Genomic DNA, 19,955 nt, shown 5'->3' with positions numbered 1-19,955 from the left:
ATCAAAGAACAGCACTCTTGATCGAGTCGCCAGGCGCCGGCGTATATTCTTAGCGGGCGACGGTCCCCAGAAGGAAGCATTCGATCAGCGACGGTACTCCGTTGCCCCAGAACGGGCTGCCTCCACCGTAAAGTCGGATGCCGCCCCTGAGCCGGGCCGGTTCAGTTTGGCCAGGAGCTTGCGCGTCCCCAACAGGAGAACCTCCTCTCGCTTTTTGAGAAAATAGGGAATCCCGGCAATTGGGGTGAGATCCGAGCCTAATTTTTCACGAAGCTGTTCATAACGTTTGCGGGTCAAAAGCAGACAGAAATCTCCGCGTCTGGCCATCTCGTTGATCACCTCCGGTCCCTGTGAAGCGGGTAGGAACTGGATAGGACGTCCCAGGTAAAACACCCAGCTCGGCTCAAGCGAATCGTAAGCGGCCACCGTAAGGGGATCTTGGGAAGATGTTTGAAGTTCCCGAAGAATCCGCGCGAGGTAATCAAACTGCTGATGGCGGGAGACGCGTACGGCCGCAACCCCGAAAACTCCCACGACAAACACCCATGCGGCCGTGGCGAGTGCCACCGCGAAGCCCATCCTGTGACGACGACGCAGCGCCAGCAAGCAGGCAACCCCTCCTGCCACCCATATCAGCCCCAGGATCCCCAAAATCTCTTCACCGGGGAGGAAAATGTGCGCCGCCACGGGGATTGCCCCCGAAACAACGAGCCCGCAGGCAATAAGGATCCACGCCACAACATAAGGCGACCAGTGGTTGCTCTGTGGCTGTCTCGACCACGAATCCAGCCACCAGGCAGTAACCAGCGCGAAAGCCGGGAGAGCAGGCGTGATGTAATTGGGAAGTTTGGTCCCTGCCAAAGAGAAAAAGCCGATATACACCCCTCCCCAAATCAAAAGGAACGTCAAAACCCTTGCCCCCTGTTCTGCCCTTCGGACGATCTTGATCGCCTGCGTCAAAGCTGAAATCAAAAAGAGTGCCCACGGGAAAAAGCAGGCAAATAGCACAAGAAGATAATAGAAAATCGGCCCGGAATGGTCCTCCATGGGATGGAGGAACCGGCCGACGTTATGCGTCAGGAAAAATCCCCTCAACCATTCTCCATTAGTTCGTATTCCAACCCACACGTACCACGGCATGGCCACCGCGAGGGTCACGACAAGCCCTGGAAAAAGGCCCATTCTCCGTACTGCAGCGAGAATTCGCGCGGGATGCAAGAACTCCCGAATCCCAGCCAGCCACCGCGCAATACGAGGAAGCCCATCTCCGGGTCGCAGGGGATCTTCAACCATGTGATACAGGCCGATGATTCCCGCCGGAAGCAGAAACCCAATAGGCCCCTTGGCAAGCACCGCCAACCCCATTGCCGCATAGCTGGCCATCACCAGCGCGGTCGCCGGTCGGCCAGCGTCCGTGGTCGCCGGTGGTAACACGGATGCCCGAATGTAGAGCCACAGAGCTGCCGTGGAAAAGAAAATGAGCACCGAGTCGGGAGTGGCGGCGCGGGCCGCTACCGGAAACATCATGCACGTAGCCAGCATGAAGGCGGCCCAAAACCCAACCTCCGGTCGAAACGCACGCCGTCCGAGATCGTAAGTGATCGCGATGGTCCCCAATCCAAAAAATGCGGAAAAAAACCGGGCGGCGAACTCGTTGACGCCGAAAACGCTGTACGCCAGCATCATGAACCAGTAAAGGAGTACTGGCTTGTGGTCCCGTAATTCTCCGTTGAAAACCGGGACCACCCAATCGTGCCTTTCCAGCATTTCCCGCGCACAGCCGGCATTACGAGGCTCGTCCCGATCCCACAATCGGGCTTGCCCCAGATTCACGAAGAAAACACTGGCCGCCACAAGAAGAGCCAATCCAAAATAGGTGTAAGAACTCCTCAACACTCCACCCTCCGTGGCATCGGGGAAAATCGCGCTCAGCGATGGCAGAACACCGGTTTTCAAGAAGTCAACATCGGAGGCAATTCTAGCCCTTTTTTGGAAAATCCACAAGCCAAAAACTATCCGGGCAAAACACGCAAAAGAAGAGAAGCAATACAGTTGCACAATCCGGGAAATCTAATTCCCTTCAAGTTGAGCCATCTTTTGCTTGTAAAGTTGCTTAAGTCGCTTCTTCTCTTCCTTCGTCAACCGTCGGGCTGGCAGTTGGGGCATCGAATTTGGCGTGCCGGGAGGTTCTCGCGAGCCCGATTGCCTCATCACCTCCTTACTCGTTGAGGACGTCCCTGTGCCTAACCCACTACTGGCTGACCACGTTGCACCAACCGGCTGCGCGTATGTTTGTTGAACCACTGGCTCCCTCCTCGGCAGCGAAACGGACTGAACACCGCCCGCAGATGATCCAGACGCTGAAGATAGTTCACGCGAAGTTGCCTGGACATCCATCTGGCCGGGACGTTTTTGTTCCACCGTAGCCGTCGTGTCCGGCTGAGCTGGCCCGATTGTTGCGGGGGCCCTCAGTGCTGCTTGTCGCGCCTCCGCATAAGCCATCCCAGCGAGGAAGGCGTTCACAGGGCCATTGGTTGAACTTGGCGGTGTACCAGAAGAAGGACCTGTGTCCGCCGGACGGACGTCTGAACGATCCCCAAAATGGTGCTGGGCGGGCATCGAAGGGGAAACTTGGGCGGGCGAGGAACGGCCGTCCTGTGAGGATAGGGAAAGCGGTCCGGCCACCGACCGTGGAAGATCAAGGTCTGATCGACGGCGGGTACTGGAGCTCGTTGCCCGAGTTCTCCTCCGTGTCACTCGTTTCACCTCTCGGGGCACTGCCACAGGTGGCCCCTGACCATGCGGCGGGTGGATGATGAGATAGTCCGACGGGGCACCGCGGTCGTCCTCCGGCTGGCTCCGATGCCCGGGGGCAACAGTCACGGCGACATTCGGCGTTTCCTCACGGAGAGCTTCGCCATTGGACTCACTGATCTGACCGACGTCACTGTATTCAGCAAAAATGCGGCACAAAGCGTCCCGGCCGAAGCTCAGCACGGCCAGCAGGAGACACCAGTGCCCCAGCAATTCCCCAAGTTCTTCAGCCATCACTTTCTCGAAGGGGAGGGCCTGATCGGAAATGAGACCGGTCTGGATGAGCGCCGAGCATCCGTACAGGGCCACCGCAAGCGTCATCCAGAAACTGGCCCACCCGGAGTATCGCAAATCCATCGTCAAACGGGTCAGCAGGGCACAGAAGACGAAAAAGTAAGGAACAACCCACCACCAGGGACTGGTCGGGTTATTCACGTTGAACACTTCATGGAGAATAGGTCCAATACTCAGATGAAGGCCTGCCGATTCGTCCAGTCCGAGATAGAACCACCACACGGCGGCCAGCAGCCAACTATTGCCGCGGTGGGATTCACAAGCGTGAAGGATCCACCAGATGAACAAACTGGCTAGCGCGGTCCAGGTGAGAACAAGCGTGGAAACACAACTGGCGAGATTCCCCGGCCCTTCCAGTCCAAACGCGGGTAAGGGCTGCGAAATCCAAAGCGGCTGGGGACTTCCCAATCCCCGGTAGGCGGCTACAACAAGCCCCGTGATTCCGGCCGCAGTGGCTACCACGCCCCAGGATGGATTTCTTTTCGGGAACAAGTCCGCGAAGGTGGGAAACCACAACTCTCCCTGCGAGGTTGCCTGCGGAGAGTTCTGTGAAGGCACCCCTTCCGGCCACTGGTCTGGATCAGGCAAGTTGGAGGAGAGCGGGTGCCGCACCATGGGACTTCATCCAAACGTTTACAGAATCATCGATCGCCCCAACGATGATGCTCGCCGCACTTTGACACCCTCTACCCGCCCACGGACGCTGGCATCCTTATTACCCAGTGTCCGATCTCGGCAAGAATGATGCTACCCCATCATTTTTCCGGTGATGTAAACACTCCGCGGTACTTCAGCTCTCGGCGCGTGGCTTTGCTGACCTTAAACAACTCTGTAAGAATGCAATCTGGCATGGACAGGGTAGCGGTGAGAGCTGTACAAGTCGTAACGTACACGCAAGGGAAAACGCAAACTGCCGGGTTTTGCGGACTCCGCACTGATGGGATATCTGATGGCCGTTCTCGACTTGGTGCCGTGGAGTCAGAATGAATCGCTTGTAGTGATTAAACCAGTGACGTCACCATCACCAAGCCTCGCCGTCACCCAGCCCGTGAAACCAGCGGTGACGCAAACTCAACTGGCACAATACGCGGCATCAAGAACGAAACCATTCTTCCCGGCGGGATGAGGAGTCGCAAATCGGCCCACGCGCCAATTCGAAAACGAATGACTTCCTGCTGATTCTGCCCTCCGAAGCCCCAGCGTGCCATCCAAACCCGGCATCAAAGAAGTCGTCTTCGTGCCCGCGGGCGGCACTTCAATGACCCGAATTCTTCCCCGATGATCGACTTCCAGCGTGACCGGAAGGGCGGTTTGCTGAATCATTTCTTCAAATCGATCCGGGTCAACAGGCTGTCCGTTGACACTGTAAATATAATCGCCCGGCTCCAAGCCCGCCCCATCGGCAGGGGCACCTTTGAGGACATGAGTGATCATCACCGCGTTAGGCACCGCCTCGTCTTTCATCCACTGGACCCCCAGTTTAATTGGTGGTCCATCGAGGACCACTGTTTTCTCAACGGGCGGGGCCTCCCCATTATTCGATCGCAGCGTCAAGCGAATCTCCTGGTCGGAAGTCAACAGGGTGGCAGAGAGAAAATCCTCCACCTCTGTGATCGGTCGATCATTAACCGCCAGAATCCAATCTCCCGGTTCAATTCCGGCCTTGGCCGCCGGGCTGTTGAAGAGAACCTTCGACACCCGCAGCACCGCTGGTCTGGTGTCGTTTCCCGGCAGGGGATAGCGTTCCACAGAAACGCCTACCCGATTCCGCCAGTTGGGCGGAGCTTCCAAAATTTCGCGGCGTCTCGTTTCGGACTCTTCCGTAACCCCGGAGCGAAAAGCCGGTAGATCGTCCGCATTCGCCAGTTCATAGCTCATCTGGAATACCCACCGAGTAATTTGCTCCATGCCCTCTAAATTGAGCTTGTCCACATCATCGGTCGCCTTGTGATAATCCTCGTGAAGCCCGGTATGCAAAAGCAGGACGGGAATCGAACGCCAGAAAAAGGGCGCATGATCGGAATCCGAGCGATTCATCCAGGAGAATTCAACATCGAAGCCATACGACCGGTTGGCACGACTCACGACCAGACGCAAGCCCGGCGCGCTCCGCCACCCGTACATTTCCACACGATCCATCCGCAGACGCCCGATCATATCCATGTTTATCATCAATTTGAGCTGCTCGATGGGCCGGGTGGGATGGGCGACCCAGTGTTTGGACCCCAGTAGGCCTTTCTCCTCTGCATCGAAAAACACAAACAAGAGCGTACGTCGCGGAGATTGGGGAAGCAGCGTGTACGCCTGAGCAATTTCCAGGAGAGCGGACGTCCCACTTGCATTATCATCAGCACCGTTATGAACCTGTCCTGGCTGATCCCGCACATTTCGCCGGGTTCCGTATCCCACGTGGTCATAGTGCGCCCCCAGAATGATGTACTCGTTTCGTCGAGAAGGGTCGCTCCCGACAATCTCCCCGATGACGTTATGAAACCCCTCGCCAAATGGTTGATAGAAGCCGTTGGTACCGGCAGGTCGCAAGCCGCAATGCTCCAGCGTCGAGACGATGTATTGGGCGGCCATCGCATTGCCCGGCGTTCCGGCCTCCCGCCCCTCAAGCTCATCACTGGCCAGAATTGCCTCATGATTGAGCAATTCATCCCGGGTGATGGAGTGCAGCGCCGCCACGAATCCCGCATCATTGGACCCGCCACCCTGAACTGTGCGACCTGCCGGGACGCCAAAGAGAAAGAAGATAAGAAGGCCCCAGAATAGCAAGGCTTCCCTCGCACCCATTTTGGAAAATCGGATCATAGCGCTCCACCTGGAATTGCAAGCCAATAAGAAAACCTATCAATCGCCGCGGACCGTGACCCGGTCAGCCTTCATTATAGAGAGGACGGCGATGAGACGGACTACATCCGCTTCACGGTGGCACTTCCCCAACGTCCAGCAACGGACCATAGCTGGGGATGACGCGGTGACGTGGCCCAATACTCCGCCACCATCCCACCCAGGGCAGCCTCTCCCGTTTGTTCAGATCAATTTCTGCCCAGACCAAACCTTCCTTTCCGGCATTGGAGGCAAGGATCCGTCCCATGGGGTCGATGATCATACTGTTACCGTCGTAAACCGACGGCACCAGATAGATACCCGCGTCCCGTGCCCGAACACGAAACACGGTTTCTCCTTCCGCACGACCATCCTGGTCTGGAAAAGTTGTACCCCAAGTCGGTGCGAAGACGATTTCCGCCCCCTTCAAGCGCCAGATCGTGGCCACTTCGGGGAAGAACCAATCATAACAGATTTGAATGGCAATCCTTCCCAACTCCGTGTCAAAGACCGGATAGTCCATCCCCGGCGTAAAACCCTTGGTCCATTCCTCGCGCGGCAAATGGACCTTGCGGTATTTGCCAACAACCTGTCCATCCCTGTTTATGAGGACGGCCGTATTGTACGGTGTTTGGCCATCAATCTCGCATAACCCCGCCACGACCCAGAGATGGTTCCGCCGAGCAGCCTCCCCCAGGCGTTGAGTGGACGGCCCCGGAATCGGCTCGAGCACATCAGCAGCCGACTTATTCGTGCCCACCAGCGTGATTGCTTCCCCCAGACACACGATATCCAGTCCCAGCTTTCCCGCTTCATCGAGCTGGGCACAGAATAGATCCAGGTTCTTCTCCGGCGTGCTGTTGCGGGGACGGAGATAGACTGTGCCCACCTTCACTTTGCGAGGAGGAGGCGGGGCGGCAGGTCGCATGGTGACGCTTTGCCAGAGCACCTCGGCTCCCTGTGGCCATTTGACATCCAGGGAAATGATGGCTCCGTCCGCCCCTTCGTCCGCCTGCAACACATCCGCAAACCGAAAACGCCAACTCCCGGGTGTGGTTCCCGACGGTGTTAAAAAAGGTCCCGCGACCAGCCAACCTGCCGGATGGGTGGGCTGCCCTTTCTTTGTGAACGTCACCCTCACCAGAATCATTTGCCAAGGTGCTTGAGACCGACGAATCTGGCCGGTGGCCTCCACCGCGTAATACTGACCGGCTTCGATTCCGGAGATCACTTGTTTCAAGCCGCCCACTGCAAACGGCCGCTCTGGAGCATCGACCAGTACGCCATCGCTATCCGGGCGGAATCGGCACGCCGTGCCCGGCAGGCTGGGCTCCCAAATTTCCCAGTGTGGCGGTCCTTTCTCACTCCATCCGGCAAAACCGGAGTTAACCACCAGATTCTCACATGTTGGACAGGCCGACGGTCCGCACGGCGATTCCGCAGCCAGCACGCTCGTCCCAACAACTACCGCAAGGATGCTGATCGCCGAATATTTCACGTCTTTCCTCCCCTGCCTGCACTTTCCAGCCAGACCCCCGATCTGACTGAAGCCCTTCACCAAGACTGCGAACTACGGTTGAGACTCTCCCTTGGGAGCCAGAAAACCAATCTCAACCAGAAATTCATCTGCCAGTTCCAGCGTTTTCTGATAGGCCAAGTTGTCACCACGTCCAAAGTTGAAGAATCCATGGGCAGCCCCTTCGAACGGCACCAGCTCGCACCGATTACCGGCCTTTTTCATCGCCTCCGCGAACAGCCGGATGGTTTCAAACGGTACGGTATTGTCGGCCGTCCCGTGGAAAATGATCATCGGAGGTAACCCCGCCCGGATGTGGTGGTAAGGAGAAACAGCTTTCGGCTCAGTTCCAAGCCTTTCTCGCAACCGTTCCTCCCAATCCTGCCGCGGCACATGGTCCTTCAACCCCTCCCGACTGAGAATGAGCACCGGATTAAACAGGATCGCGGCATTGGCCTGGGAGCTTATCGTGTGGTCCTCCTCGGGAGCCTCCAGATCAGGCACCATCACCGTACATGCCGCCAAATGTCCCCCTGCCGAGCCTCCCGAAGCCACAATCTTCTGCGGGTCCACGCCCAGCTCGGCGGCGTGCTGTCGAACCCACCGAATCGCCGACTTGGCATCTGCCACGCAATCCGCCACCTTCACGTTATGACGACTGCCCACTCGATAGTCGGCGGCCATGGCCACCATACCCCGCCCGGCAAAATACTCGCATTGCGGTCGAAACTGTGCGGGACTCCCACTCTGCCACCCGCCTCCGAAAAAGAACACGATGGCCGACCGCCGGTCAGCGGGCTTCCAGTCCGCAGGCTTGTAGATGTAAAGTTTCAAATCAACGTTATCGACCTTCTTGTAGACTTTGACCTCCGCACCCGGCATTTCAGGCGGATAACGAAGCCGCCCCACCTCGGCGGCCGGGGCCTGTCCAAACGTGGCCACACAACAAACGAAAACACCGGCCAGCATGATACGGTTTTGCATTGGTCACGCTCGTCCCACACTCATTCACAGTAGAGGAACAATCACTGATGGAGACTCATTCTGAACTCCAATGTACCGAGACGGAGCCGATTTGCCTTGCCTGTTCACTCTCGTTCCCGGATCACCGGCAACTGCTGCACCGCCAACCCCAAACGCCAGGGTATTTCCCCGTACACCTTTCCTCGCATTTCCTGATCGCTCACGCCCTGAAACAGCATCTCCAGCCGATCGGGATTCACCTCCATCCGCTCGTCAATCCCCTCGCGGATTAACTCGCCGTGACTGAAGGATTCACACCAGGGTTCTCCACGAAATGTCACGTTTTGTGGACCGAGGAACGGCTTGTCACGCTCGGCCGCCAGAGCCCGCCATTCTCCATCCAATCGATCCGCCAAATAGGCCTTGTAATACCGACGGCTGCCATTCTGGGCTTCGATGATGGCCAAATACAGCGGCAAGCCCTTCAGTCGATACACATGAGCAGCCTCAAAAATATCTGCTCGCAACACCACCCTTGGTTGGCTCCAGCCGTGGGGGAAATCCTTCAGCGGAGTCTCGGATCTCCAGAACTGCCCATCCAGTGACGTGAAGAATAAATAGGCCCTTTCTTCGTCACAGATGATCCAGAAGTCGATCCACCGTTGGACCCCCTCTGGTCCCGTCGGGAAGAGGAAACTCGGTGGACTCCATCCCTCCACGTCGTCCAACCGCTCGTTTGTGGAAAACGCAGGCTGAAGCGCAGGCTTGCGACTCAGGTCCGAAGTCTGGTAGATAAGGTACCACTTTTTGTGCGGCCGAAAATAGAACACCTGCGGCGCACAGTAGTAGCCGTCGGTGATCTTCAGAAACTCCCGCCGCGGTTGCTTGTCTTTCCAGTCGCGCAAAATGAGATATTCCACCTGGTGCGTCCGCGGCTTGCCCCGCACTGTGCAGAACAAGTGCCATCGGTCCTCAAAGCGGACCACGCTGGGGTCCTTGATCGAGAAGTAGGTCACCTCGGCTGTGCTTTCCCTGGCGGCCACGATGGGCGGTCCCACAACCCAATGAAAACTTCCCGTTTGGAACGCGGATGGCCACAATTTCGCACTTGGGGACTCTGCCGTGACCCGCCCGCCAAAAACAACTCCCGCAATCACAAACATCACCATTCGCAACGAATAGGATGCCGTTCTCATAATCAGGTGACTCCCGAACGAATCGCCACGAGCGCATCCGATAGAATTCTCCACCCTGTCCCAAAGCGTTGTTTGCCCTGCGTCGAAGCGCTCCGGCGTGATCTGACAGGGCAGCACAGTTGCTCAATGCCCACGTGCCCCAGCGACGGGATCGTCAGGGCGAGTTGGGTAAGGTCTTGTCTTCAAAATCATGCTTCACTCCCCGAAGATAGGCGTCGAAGAATGCATCCACGATGCGTTCTATTTCCGGATTCCGAAAGCCGCCATGACCTCCCTCTTCAACGGTGATCAAATATGCGGGCACCCCTACCTTTCGCAGGGCGTCCCGCAAGACGACGGACTGTTGATGCGGCACCAGAGGATCCTTTGTACCGTGCACCAAAAGGAATGGCGGGTCATCTTCAGAGACAAACGTGATGGGCGACGCCTGCCGGGCTTTGTCAGGATTCTCGGGAATGGCCCCGCCGATTAATCGCGCCTCCGGTGCATCTGGTGCGTAATGTTTGATCTGACTGGGATGATCGCCAATCGTAAGAAAATCTGTCGGCCCGAAGAAATCGACCACGCAGGTGACGCGACTGCTCTCGCTGGTGAACTCTCCCAAGTCCCCTTCCAATTCCTTGACACCTCCACTTGTTCCCAGCATGGCCACCAGATGCCCGCCCGCCGACCAACCGATGACACCAATCTTCTCCGGGTCCAGATTGTACTTTTTGGCATTTCCGCGGATCCACCGGATTGCTGCCTTGCAATCGTGAATTTGGGCCGGCCAGGTGGCATCCTGGCTCAATCGATATCCAACCGAGACTCCCGCATACTCCCCACTGGCCACCAACGGAATGAGACGGCCAACGACCTGACGTTTGTCGCCCCCCAACCAGGCGCCACCGTGGATCGCCACCACCACAGGAAGCGGCTTATCACTCGTACGCTTTTTAGGCAGAAGCAAATCGAGCCGCTGTCTGGGATGGTCGGTTTGAGCGTAGGGAATATCCCAGATGGCCTCGATCGAATCGGGAACCCGGGGTGGTTGACCCGGTTGATTTTCCGAACGCGCAGCCTGGACTACCCGCTGGCGGAATACGGCGATCTCGTCAGCATCCACCAGACCGTCGTTATTGGAATCAATTCGAACAAAATTTTGCGCGATCGGTGGAGGTGCTTCTTCCCGACTGAGCTTGCCGTCCTTATCCCGGTCAAAACGTGCAATGAAAGCGTCCGGTGACGGCTCAGCCATAACGACGGCCGAAAAAACTCCCCAACTCATCAGAATGACAGCCACAGAAATTCTTCTGACAATAAGCATTATCAAGTCCTCCCACAACCAGAGACCGCGACCACGGCCCGGTAGCCAGGCCGACCCAGCAACCTTCACATTCTCCGACATCAGGCGAACCGTGCCGCAAAGGTACCGTGAGAATTCAAACCGCCGTTATTCTGACGCGGCTCGCGGGGATTGTCCAGCATGGGCCAGGTCCGTGCCGCATGTCTGTGGTCCATAAAAGAAAAGCCCCGCGTTGGACGCGGGGTTCTCAGCGCCACTACCGTCTTCGCACTGGCCTATTCCTTAATTTCGCAGCGGCGATTTCATGCGTTTTCGACCGGCCCAAATCAGCCCGAAAGCCCCTAACACTGCCAGGCTTAGCGTGGATGGCTCGGGAATGCACTCCGTGGCGACATGGAACCGATCAATGAGAAAGTAGTCCCCGACCGGCACAAAGGGCAAAAGCAAAGTGACTTCCTCCCAAAGTGGATTGGGCTCCAACTGGAACCACAGATTCTGACGCCACACACCATTCACCTGTCGCGGCTCACTCGCCCACTGCTGAGAAGGCAAATGACCGAGCGAATCGGAAATGTAAAAGCTCGAAGGCATATTATTTACGGACGAGACATAGTCCCATTCAATCCAGATCCGCTTTTGGCCCGCAAGAGTAGGAATGTTGTCCAGATGAATGACGATCTGCCCGTTGCGAGGTGCGTTACCTCCTCGGTTGTCGATGCCTACCAGACCGGTGAGCGGCAGACCGCTTACCGAACTGTACCACTGGAACGAGCCGTCAAAAGTGACGTAATCACTCGCCGAAAGCCACAGATCGGCCGTGCCCTCGTAATGCGCCCCTGGGATACCACCTCCTGGTGCACCGACGGGCGAAACATCGAACGTCAGATCAATATTGCGCTGATAGGGAAAGCTGCTTGCCCACGGCCGATGATCCGCAGGGGCCCATTCAAACGGACTCGCCCAAATGAACCCTGACGATACAAGGGCCGCCGCAACCGCGCTCAGGATTGACCACCGCATGATGCGACTCCTCTCGAGATGCACGACCGGTCAGGCACAGGGCGCAAATCCGGCGCAATCCCTCCAGCCTGAAAAGTCATCTTATTTATACCTACCCCCGCGCGGAAGTCAACACACTCGCACTCCGCGGCTGGAGAAGGTATTCACTCTTAGTAGCATACGCACCCACTCGCTAGTGGTATGCACATTTGATTTCAAGTGGCACCAGCTTCGGCTCTCGTTTGACGTCTGCGTTAAATCTCAGCGTCAATATTGATATCACAGAAATTTTTTGGTCGTCTTATCAACCTGACAAAAGTGCTACTTCCCCTCCATAGTGGCCATGCTCTTCAAAAAAGACGTTGTCACAGCGGGCAGGGGCCAATTTTGGGCTCGAGGGATGGGCACTCACGTCCACATTATTGCGCTGTTGGATCATCCGCCAGCTCACCGACCGAACTTTGCTCGGTCAGTTCAGTTGCGGCTCGAACCGTAAGGGCACCTCGTGACTTGCCCCTGCTCTTTACTGGGCGGTTGATGGACGAACCGACGTCAATGGACGTAGGAACACCGGAGAGTTTGGATCGAGATGAGCTCTATGTGGCGCAACATGTGCCTTCGTACCCGGTCAACTTCTCTTCTCGGATCGCGCTAACTGGCACAAGCCGCCCCCCTATTCGCGACAGCGTAATCCGCGACATGAGGGCGTCGGCCTCACATGTCACAATCGCTCCAGAAATCAAAATACTTGCAAGGCCAGCCCGTTTTGCTAAATTAAAATTTTAGCATAGTCAGTTCCACGTTGTGTCAAGTCGTTTCTAGCCTAATTGGAGGACGGTTTATGGGAAGGGTGAGATCCGCCTTTACGCTGGTCGAACTGCTCGTTGTTATTGCCATTATCGGGATTCTGATTGCTTTACTCTTGCCGGCGGTGCAGGCAGCGCGAGAAGCAGCCCGCAGAAGTCAGTGCACTAATAACATGAAGCAGGTTGCCCTGGGAATCCACAATTACCACGATACGTACAAAGTTTTTCCGGCGCTCGGCGTTCGCACATGCCGTGGTCGCTATTACGCCTGGTCGATGATGATTCTTCCCTACATTGAAGAGAAACCTCTCTACGACGCGATCATGGCTCAGGCCAAATCTCCAGCGATGCTCCCCGAACCCTGGACCACAGACCCCAATCACGCGACCTGGGGCCCATTTGTCCGCGATTGGTGGCGCAAAGACATCCCAGCCTACACATGCCCTTCTGATCAACCGATCCCCAACCGTGCGGAGAGCCCTGCAAGGTTGAACTACAAGGCGTGCGTGGGGGACGATTACCACCAGAATCATTTCCGGCCGGATCAGAACTACCGGCAGAACCGGGGCATCTTCCAATGTGAACGGTGGATTGGAACCGAGTACGTCACGGATGGCACCTCGAACACGGTAATGCTGGGAGAGATGGTGGCGGGCGGTTATCCGGATGATGTTCTCGGTGGCGTGGCGCTGCTCATGCAATCCTGGAATCCGGCAGCTTGCTTGGCTCGGATTGATCCTACCAACCCCAAAAAGATAACACCGCCGGTTCGTGCGGACTTTCGGCCGACCGGTGGTCGGGCATGGGACGGTCGGCCTTACTTCTGTGGTTTCGCGACCATGGTGGCCCCGAATGGGCCAAGCTGCCACTGGGGAAGCGTCGATGGAAATGAACATATGGGAACGGCCTCCAGTTACCACCCCGGTGGTGTGAACGTGGCGATGGCAGATGGTGCGGTCCGGTTTATCAGCCAGACCATAGACGTGGGCAATCAGGCCATTGACGACGTGCCTGACCCAGGCAATCGGCCTTCGCCCTGGGGGGTTTGGGGAGCGCTGGGCAGTTGTGGCGGTGGCGAGAGCGTCGCCGTTCCGTAATGATCATTCTCACCGCGTTGGAACGTGCTTCTCGCTTCCATATTGGCCATGGGGGATAGGAGTTCTCTCAAAACCTGGGAGGTGACTGTGATGTCGCGTCTGGCATGGACTACGGCGTGCGTCTTCGTCTTGTTACTTATGGCGGGGTGTGGTTCCAAGGGGCCCCGTCTGGCCCCGGTTAAGGGTAAAGTAACCCTTGACGGCCAACCGCTCGCCAATGCGATTGTAACGTTCACACCGGTTGCGGGCGGTCCCGCATCAACCGGCGTCACCAACTCTAACGGGGAGTATGAGCTGGCCTGTCAACTTGGCCGGGGGGCTGTGGTAGGGCAACACAAGATTTCCGTACGGTCGCAACCACCGACGCAGTCGGCGGCGGGGGCCGTGTCATCGGACGATCCCTCATACCAGTACGGTGGGGAGGATAGCAGCCGTGCGCCCGTGTTCCAGGAAAAAATCCCTGCCAAATACAACACAAATACGACCCTGGTGCGGGAAGTCAAACCCGGCTCTAACGAAATCAATCTGGATCTGACCACTGCCCCGTAAGTTAAAAACGCGAACGCTCACCATCGCAGCGATTAAGCGCAGGGCGGTAATCGTTAGGATTGCCGCCCTTCTTTGTTCGCGGCTATCGATTCGCCGTCGGTGAAGGCTGTTTTACGTGGCCCCGAAACAATAAGCTTGCGGGGTGAATTTTTCCCAACCGGCGATCCCGACCATTCCAGTTGTGCCAGTGGTGAGGACTTTTCAAACCTGGCAGACTTTTTCAGCATCCAGTGGACCGGAAAACCTGCCGATAGCTTTTCCCTGTCCCGCACACTCAACGTGCGTGTGTTATATTTCCTTGGCGGAAAACTTTGCCAAACCCCCTAGCCGGCAGCAGCCGCAGTAGAGCATCACCTCGCGGCGACTGCCTTTACGTCCGCCAGTTTTTTTTGCCAAATACGGTCCTCCCGGCCGGGCGTGCCCTGTGTTCCCCTTACCCGGCCCGACTCCGCAGTTAGCAACAACCCTCCTGACCGACGCGTTCCGTGCTCCTGCAGCAAACACCACCGAGGACGCCGTGTTGAAGTCAGGAGTTTGCACACCTTTTATTGTTAACCGTCCTGCCACAACTTGATCCCGTCCATGCGAGGAAGCAGAGTTAAGGAGGTCACAACAGTGGTCAAGACGAAACAGTCGAAGGATTCGAAACCGCGAAAAGCAGTTGGGAAAAAAAAGCAAGCTGTCAAACGAAGTACCTCTAATAAGACACGTTCGACGTCCGAATCCATCTCTCACTCCAAGACGCGAAAACCCAGTCACAGCTCCGAGGAACCGCACGTTCCTGCCGAAGAACCAGCCGCCGCGGTCAGTTCAGCCGCAAAAAGCCAGGCGGTGACGGCACATCCCGAAACAACCTCCGATCAATCTCTCAACGATCCAACGATCGTGACCATCGATCGGCGGCGATTGCCCGATCGCCGGAGCGGCACGGACCGCCGTCAGCAGAACATCCCTGTTCCTGTGGAGCGTCGACAGCTGGAACGTCGTGCCAAGGTTCCCCGCAGGCGACAGATCGACCCCACCACCTGTGAGCGAGATTACACTCCGGAAGAAATCGAATTTATGAGGGCCCTCGACGAATACAAGCGGGCAAGCGGGAGGATGTTTCCCACGTGCAGCGAAATCCTCGAGGTCCTCAAAAAGCTGGGGTATGAAAAGCGTCCGCAACCACCCGCCCAACCTGATGTTTCTCAGGACAGCCTGAAAGAAGACGGTCCGTCCTCGCCAGCAGAGGACGATCCTCCGGAGTCGCCCGTGGGAACTTCTCTCGATAAAAATGGCGCAAGCACCGTCACAACCGAACCGCAGACGGCAACGTCCCCAGAATCTCCAGAAAAGCTATCCACCGGCATTCACGGCTGTGCTGACGGAATTTCTTCGCCTGCACCGACTGAGAATCAACCGACGTGAGCGAACACTCCCGAAACGTTGAACGCGGTACCCGGCACACTGCCGGGTTTTTCTTTGCCAAAATAACCCGTCGAACTAACGCCTCTTACTATCCGAACACCTCAGAACGGAGTACCAGTTTACCGAAGCCCCAATCCCCGTTGTCTTGAACCGAGAAATGATCCCTATTTGGCCAAATCGCGCTGTCTGTCCACCAACTCCGAAACTACGGCTCGGAGTTGCTTCATCGTGATGGGAAGCGAAACCACGCGGCGGTGGTCGGCGCGATTCGTCATGGCCAGCATGTCGCGCTGGGGTTCGTCGAGGAGCAGCACGGCAGGGATGAGATGAGTCCGGGGATCGTCCCCTATTTGATTAAAAGCGGTCACCGCCGCTTCTCCTAACTCTGTCGCGTTAATGATAACGCAATCAATCTGGTCATTTTCCTCTTTAATCCGGTCCAGGGCTCGCTGCGGATTGGAGATGATGAGCACCCGATATCCTAGCTTCTTCAGACCTTCCCGCAGTACGTTCTGCATCTCGACGTTTGGCTCCACCACGAGGACTGTGGCATGCGCCTTGTCGTCATTCGGCTTCTTGGCCGTCACAAGGTCCACATCGGTATCGCCCTGGGCCAGTCGCTTCGCCGCCAGTTTGAGATCGAACAACATGTCGGCCGGCGTCTGATAGCGTGCTGAGGCATCCAGAGCCATGGCCTTGTTAATGATCCCGGCCACAATTTTGGGAACCGTGGGATCACGCTCCTGAATGGGTACCACCTCGAAGAATCGGGATCGGCTCAGCCGCTTCATTCGGTCCTTTGTTTCTGAAAGGGGTGGATCCCCGGTCAACATGTGGTAGTACATGCAGCCGGCAAAGTAAATGTCGCTGCGGGGGTCGTTCCGCGGCACACCGGTGGCCTTCTCAAGAGCTGCGTAATCGATGGCCCTGGCATTGGCGGGCACTTCTGGCAAAGCGGCTTCGAGATACTCGTCAACAGCCGCAAGACCGAAATCCACCAGCTTGGCCGTCCCGTCGCTGCTGATGAGCACGTTGCTCAATTTGAGGTCCCGATGCGTGGTCCCCTGCCGGAAGGCATAATCCAGCCCCGACATGATGTCCACCATAATTCGGGTGGCGACAATGGGATCGAGCTTCTTGCGGACCTTCACGAACTCCCGGAGATTCTGTCCTTCGACAAATTCCATGACCAGAAAATGCGTGTGATCGTATGAGCACACCTCATAGACGGGTACGATGTTGGGATGCTTGAGAGCCATTCCCAAGCGTCCCTCGCGGATGAACTGCTGATAACACTGGGGATTGTCACTGTAGCGTCGACGAAGCACCTTGAGTGCCACGACGTTGGTCTTGTCATCTTTATGGACCGCGCGAAACACTCGGGCGAAGGTCCCAGCCCCAACCAGATAAAGGACCTTGTACGGCCCGTAAAAGAAGCCGTCTCGCTCTCCATTGAGGAGCTTGTCAACCTGATAGTTGGTGAGATACTCGCGCCGGACCAGGAACTGAATCAACTCGTCGAGACTGACGCTTTTTCGCCCGAGCTCGGACCAGATCTGACGCAAATCCCAGTCCGTGATCAGCCCCACGTCGTGTGCCCGCTCAGCTAGCGTTTCAGCATTCATTTCCGGCATACCTCTTCCTCTGTTCCCAACAAGGGCGACGGGCCCCACGCGAACGATACCACCCCGTGATGGCCTCGAATTCCCCCTTTAAGTGGCCCCACTTTTGGCGACATAATTCGATGCCTCCAAGCATCTATGTTAGCCTTGAACCTTCCAGGTGGCAACAAATTGGGCGAAGAGTGGGGTTCATTGGATGCCAGGGCCGCGTGCGAAGTCTCCACCCGCCGGCAGCCGGACACAAGGCCCCCGACTCATCCCCACTTTTTGGAAGGACCCGGCGGAGCTTACAGGCATAACCCGTGGTAGGGACGATTCACGAATTGCCCCTACGTTGATATGGGAATTGAACTTAGCAGATAGAGCCCGGTGCGGGAGTTCGATTGCCCAGGTCGCAATGTGGACCTGACAGGCCGGCCGCGGTGAGCGGATTTCAACTCCCGCGGAGGGTCTCGGCGAGGTCCGGGGCCCTTCCGGCGGCCGGGGGCAATGTGGGGCTGACTCCGGCAGGGACCCTCTTGCAACGACCGGAGTGGCCCCTATAATGCCATTTGGAGAGGTGAATCAAACGCCGGAATAAAGAACGCGGGTGTAGCTCAGGTGGTAGAGCACGACGTTGCCAACGTCGTTGTCGTGGGTTCGAGTCCCATCACCCGCTCTTTTTTATTAGGTGAAGGTTGAGTGCCCCAGAAAGCGGCGCAGGCAAGCATTTCCACCGTCTGGTAGCAATTCGAACGCCTCGGAAAGAGTCTGACGACCGGATTGGGCACTCTGATCCGCATCTGTCTCCACCCGTAACATCTTCGTCCGAAACGGATTCAGGCATGGTTGCTTCCGACATTCCCGAACATGATGCGTTAAGTGCGAATCCGCCTCAAACGGATGCCGGCTCCGGTGGCGAGAATCCACAGGAATCTCTTGGGACGGCAGTTCAGGAAGAGGCGAAGCCGAAGCTTAAGTTCGAGTACGACGTGGAATCGGTCGGGGCATGCAAACGCCGGATCATCGTGACCATTCCGCGGGAAGAAGTCGATCGTTACTTCGCGGAAGAGTTGGACAAAATTCGAAACGAGGCGACTGTCCCCGGTTTTCGTCCTGGTCGTGCGCCTCGCCGACTTTTGGAAAAACGTTTCCGCAGTGAACTCGAGGAGCCGGTCAAATCCCGGCTGATGCTGGATTCCTTCTGGTCGCTCATCGAAGAGGCGAAACTCGCCCCGATCGGTGATCCCGACCTCGATCCCGACGATGTCGAACTGCCGGAGGAAGGCGATTTTGCATTCGAATTCACCGTGGAGGTCCGGCCCGAATTTCAGCTCCCGCAGTGGCGTGGTCTCAAGCTCCAGCGCAAGGTGTTCGAGCTTACACCTGAATATGTTGATCGCGCAATGCAGCAGCTCGTGCAAAAGTTCACCGATCTTGCCGAGGTGAACGGGCCAGCCGAGATGGGCGACTACATCGAATGCGAAATCACACTGCGGCATGAGGGGCGGGTGCTTAACTCAGCGGATGATGAACGCATACAGATTCGTCCCACGCTCACATTTCTCGACGGGATCATCCGCGATTTCGGCGAAAAAATGGTCGGCGTCCGCCAGGGGGAATCCCGGTTTTGCGATGTGGAAGTGGCGGAGAGTTGCGCCGATCCCAATCTGGCCGGAAAGACCGTCCAGGCGCACTTTAAGGTTCACAAGGTCCTGCGACCACAGACCGCACAGAGCATTGAAGAAATCGCACGCGTTGCGGGGTACGATTCTCCCGATTTGTTCCGCAAGTCCTTCGAAGACCAGCTCCGTGCCCGCATGGAATTGAGAGTCTACGAAGATTTGCGGAAGCAAATCCTGGATCAACTCCTTGACGTGGTTCCGTTCGACCTTCCGGAAGACCTGGTTCGCAAACAGACCGAGCGGGAGATTCGGCGTCGGGCTGTGGAGTTAACCCGCTCAGGTTATACAGCCGAGGAGATCCGCCGGGAGTTGAACCTCATCGCTCGAGAAGCTCGAGAGGTCGTCGTTCGGCTACTTCGGGAACACTTCCTCCTCGAGCGGCTGGCTGAAGAAGAGAAAATCGAAGCCTCCGAACAGGATATTGAAGAGGAAATCCAGCGAATCGCCCGAATGACTATGCGGTCGCCGCGGCAGGTCCGCGCCGAATACGAGCAGGAAAATGCCTGGGACGTGCTCCGCAATGCGATTGTCGAGCGCAAGGTGATCGACAGAATCGTCAGCGAAGCCGAAGTGACCGACGTCCAAATGCCGCTTCCGGTGGAAGAACCTTCCGAGGAAACCGCCCTGGACATGGAAGTGGTCCGCCAGGTTCCGGAACGAGAAGAAGAATCCACAGGTTGAGAGGGACGTTTCCCCGGAACTTCAGATCAGAAAACCGCCCCGATTGTGGGCGGTTTTTTATTGAGAATGTGTTATCCCCATCAATGCGGACGGAGGGAGTCGAACCCTCACCCCTTGCGGGACAGGATCCTAAGTCCTGCGTGTCTGCCAGTTCCACCACGTCCGCGGGTGCTATGAATCGACCGGCATTCGTTTGCCGTCGTGTTCCTTGTTGATTGTACGGCCAA

13 protein-coding genes and 2 tRNA genes are annotated in these 19,955 nt (G+C 56.9%); 5 read left to right on the top strand and 10 right to left on the bottom strand.

The annotated features are described in order from the left end of the window. Window positions 1-84 precede the first annotated feature (84 nt). The 8 genes from THTE_RS12975 to THTE_RS12940 form a co-directional block, all read right to left on the bottom strand. Window positions 85-1,896 carry an ArnT family glycosyltransferase gene (locus THTE_RS12975; protein WP_157732077.1) on the bottom strand — a complete coding sequence of 604 codons (1,812 nt, stop codon included), beginning with the start codon at window positions 1,894-1,896 and terminating at the stop codon, window positions 85-87. 174 nt (window positions 1,897-2,070) lie between these two features. Then, entirely contained in the window at window positions 2,071-3,723 is a 1,653-nt protein-coding gene (locus THTE_RS12970; protein WP_095415826.1) for a hypothetical protein, read from the bottom strand. Between the two features lie 456 nt (window positions 3,724-4,179). Then, window positions 4,180-5,922 (bottom strand): M28 family peptidase, encoded by a 1,743-nt coding sequence (locus THTE_RS12965; protein ID WP_095415825.1) that lies wholly within the window; start codon window positions 5,920-5,922, stop codon window positions 4,180-4,182. 112 nt (window positions 5,923-6,034) lie between these two features. Further along, entirely contained in the window at window positions 6,035-7,438 is a 1,404-nt protein-coding gene (locus THTE_RS12960; protein WP_095415824.1) for a carbon-nitrogen hydrolase family protein, read from the bottom strand. A 72-nt stretch (window positions 7,439-7,510) separates the two neighbouring features. Then, on the bottom strand, window positions 7,511-8,440 hold the full coding sequence (locus THTE_RS12955; RefSeq protein ID WP_095415823.1) for an alpha/beta hydrolase: 930 nt from the start codon (window positions 8,438-8,440) through the stop codon (window positions 7,511-7,513). A gap of 104 nt (window positions 8,441-8,544) precedes the next feature. Next, complete coding sequence (locus THTE_RS12950) at window positions 8,545-9,615, bottom strand: glycoside hydrolase family 62 protein (RefSeq protein ID WP_095415822.1); 1,071 nt, start codon at window positions 9,613-9,615, stop codon at window positions 8,545-8,547. A gap of 154 nt (window positions 9,616-9,769) precedes the next feature. After that, window positions 9,770-10,921, bottom strand: coding sequence for an alpha/beta hydrolase fold domain-containing protein (locus tag THTE_RS12945; protein WP_207651714.1), 1,152 nt, complete (start codon window positions 10,919-10,921; stop codon window positions 9,770-9,772). Between the two features lie 261 nt (window positions 10,922-11,182). Next, a complete protein-coding gene (locus tag THTE_RS12940) occupies window positions 11,183-11,920 on the bottom strand; it encodes a PEP-CTERM sorting domain-containing protein (protein ID WP_095415821.1) in 738 nt (245 codons plus the stop codon). Window positions 11,921-12,740: 820 nt separating this feature from the next. Between THTE_RS12940 and THTE_RS12935 the strand changes: the two genes are divergently transcribed. From THTE_RS12935 to THTE_RS18455, 3 genes are all read left to right on the top strand, one after another. Next, a complete protein-coding gene (locus tag THTE_RS12935; RefSeq protein ID WP_095415820.1) occupies window positions 12,741-13,802 on the top strand; it encodes a DUF1559 domain-containing protein in 1,062 nt (353 codons plus the stop codon). Window positions 13,803-13,892: 90 nt separating this feature from the next. Continuing rightward, entirely contained in the window at window positions 13,893-14,351 is a 459-nt protein-coding gene (locus tag THTE_RS12930; protein WP_095415819.1) for a carboxypeptidase-like regulatory domain-containing protein, read from the top strand. 831 nt (window positions 14,352-15,182) lie between these two features. Beyond that, entirely contained in the window at window positions 15,183-15,761 is a 579-nt protein-coding gene (locus THTE_RS18455; protein WP_237260143.1) for a hypothetical protein, read from the top strand. 164 nt (window positions 15,762-15,925) lie between these two features. Here THTE_RS18455 and THTE_RS12915 read toward each other — a convergent pair whose 3' ends face one another. Next, window positions 15,926-17,395, bottom strand: a complete 1,470-nt coding sequence (locus THTE_RS12915; protein WP_095415817.1) for a protein kinase domain-containing protein — start codon at window positions 17,393-17,395, stop codon at window positions 15,926-15,928. A gap of 573 nt (window positions 17,396-17,968) precedes the next feature. Between THTE_RS12915 and THTE_RS12910 the strand changes: the two genes are divergently transcribed. Next, window positions 17,969-18,041: transfer RNA gene (locus THTE_RS12910), tRNA-Gly, on the top strand. Between the two features lie 166 nt (window positions 18,042-18,207). Then, the gene (gene tig / locus THTE_RS12905; protein ID WP_095415816.1) at window positions 18,208-19,728 is read left to right on the top strand and encodes a trigger factor; all 1,521 of its coding nucleotides are present in this window, start codon (window positions 18,208-18,210) and stop codon (window positions 19,726-19,728) included. A gap of 84 nt (window positions 19,729-19,812) precedes the next feature. Here the strand turns inward: tig and THTE_RS12900 are convergent. Further along, window positions 19,813-19,894 (bottom strand) — tRNA-Leu (locus THTE_RS12900). Window positions 19,895-19,955: the final 61 nt, after the last annotated feature.

It is taken from the genome of Thermogutta terrifontis, assembly GCF_002277955.1.
GTDB lineage: Bacteria > Planctomycetota > Planctomycetia > Pirellulales > Thermoguttaceae > Thermogutta > Thermogutta terrifontis.
The sequence above is the reverse complement of the archived record's forward strand: the minus strand, read 5'-3'. Positions and strand labels throughout refer to the sequence as shown.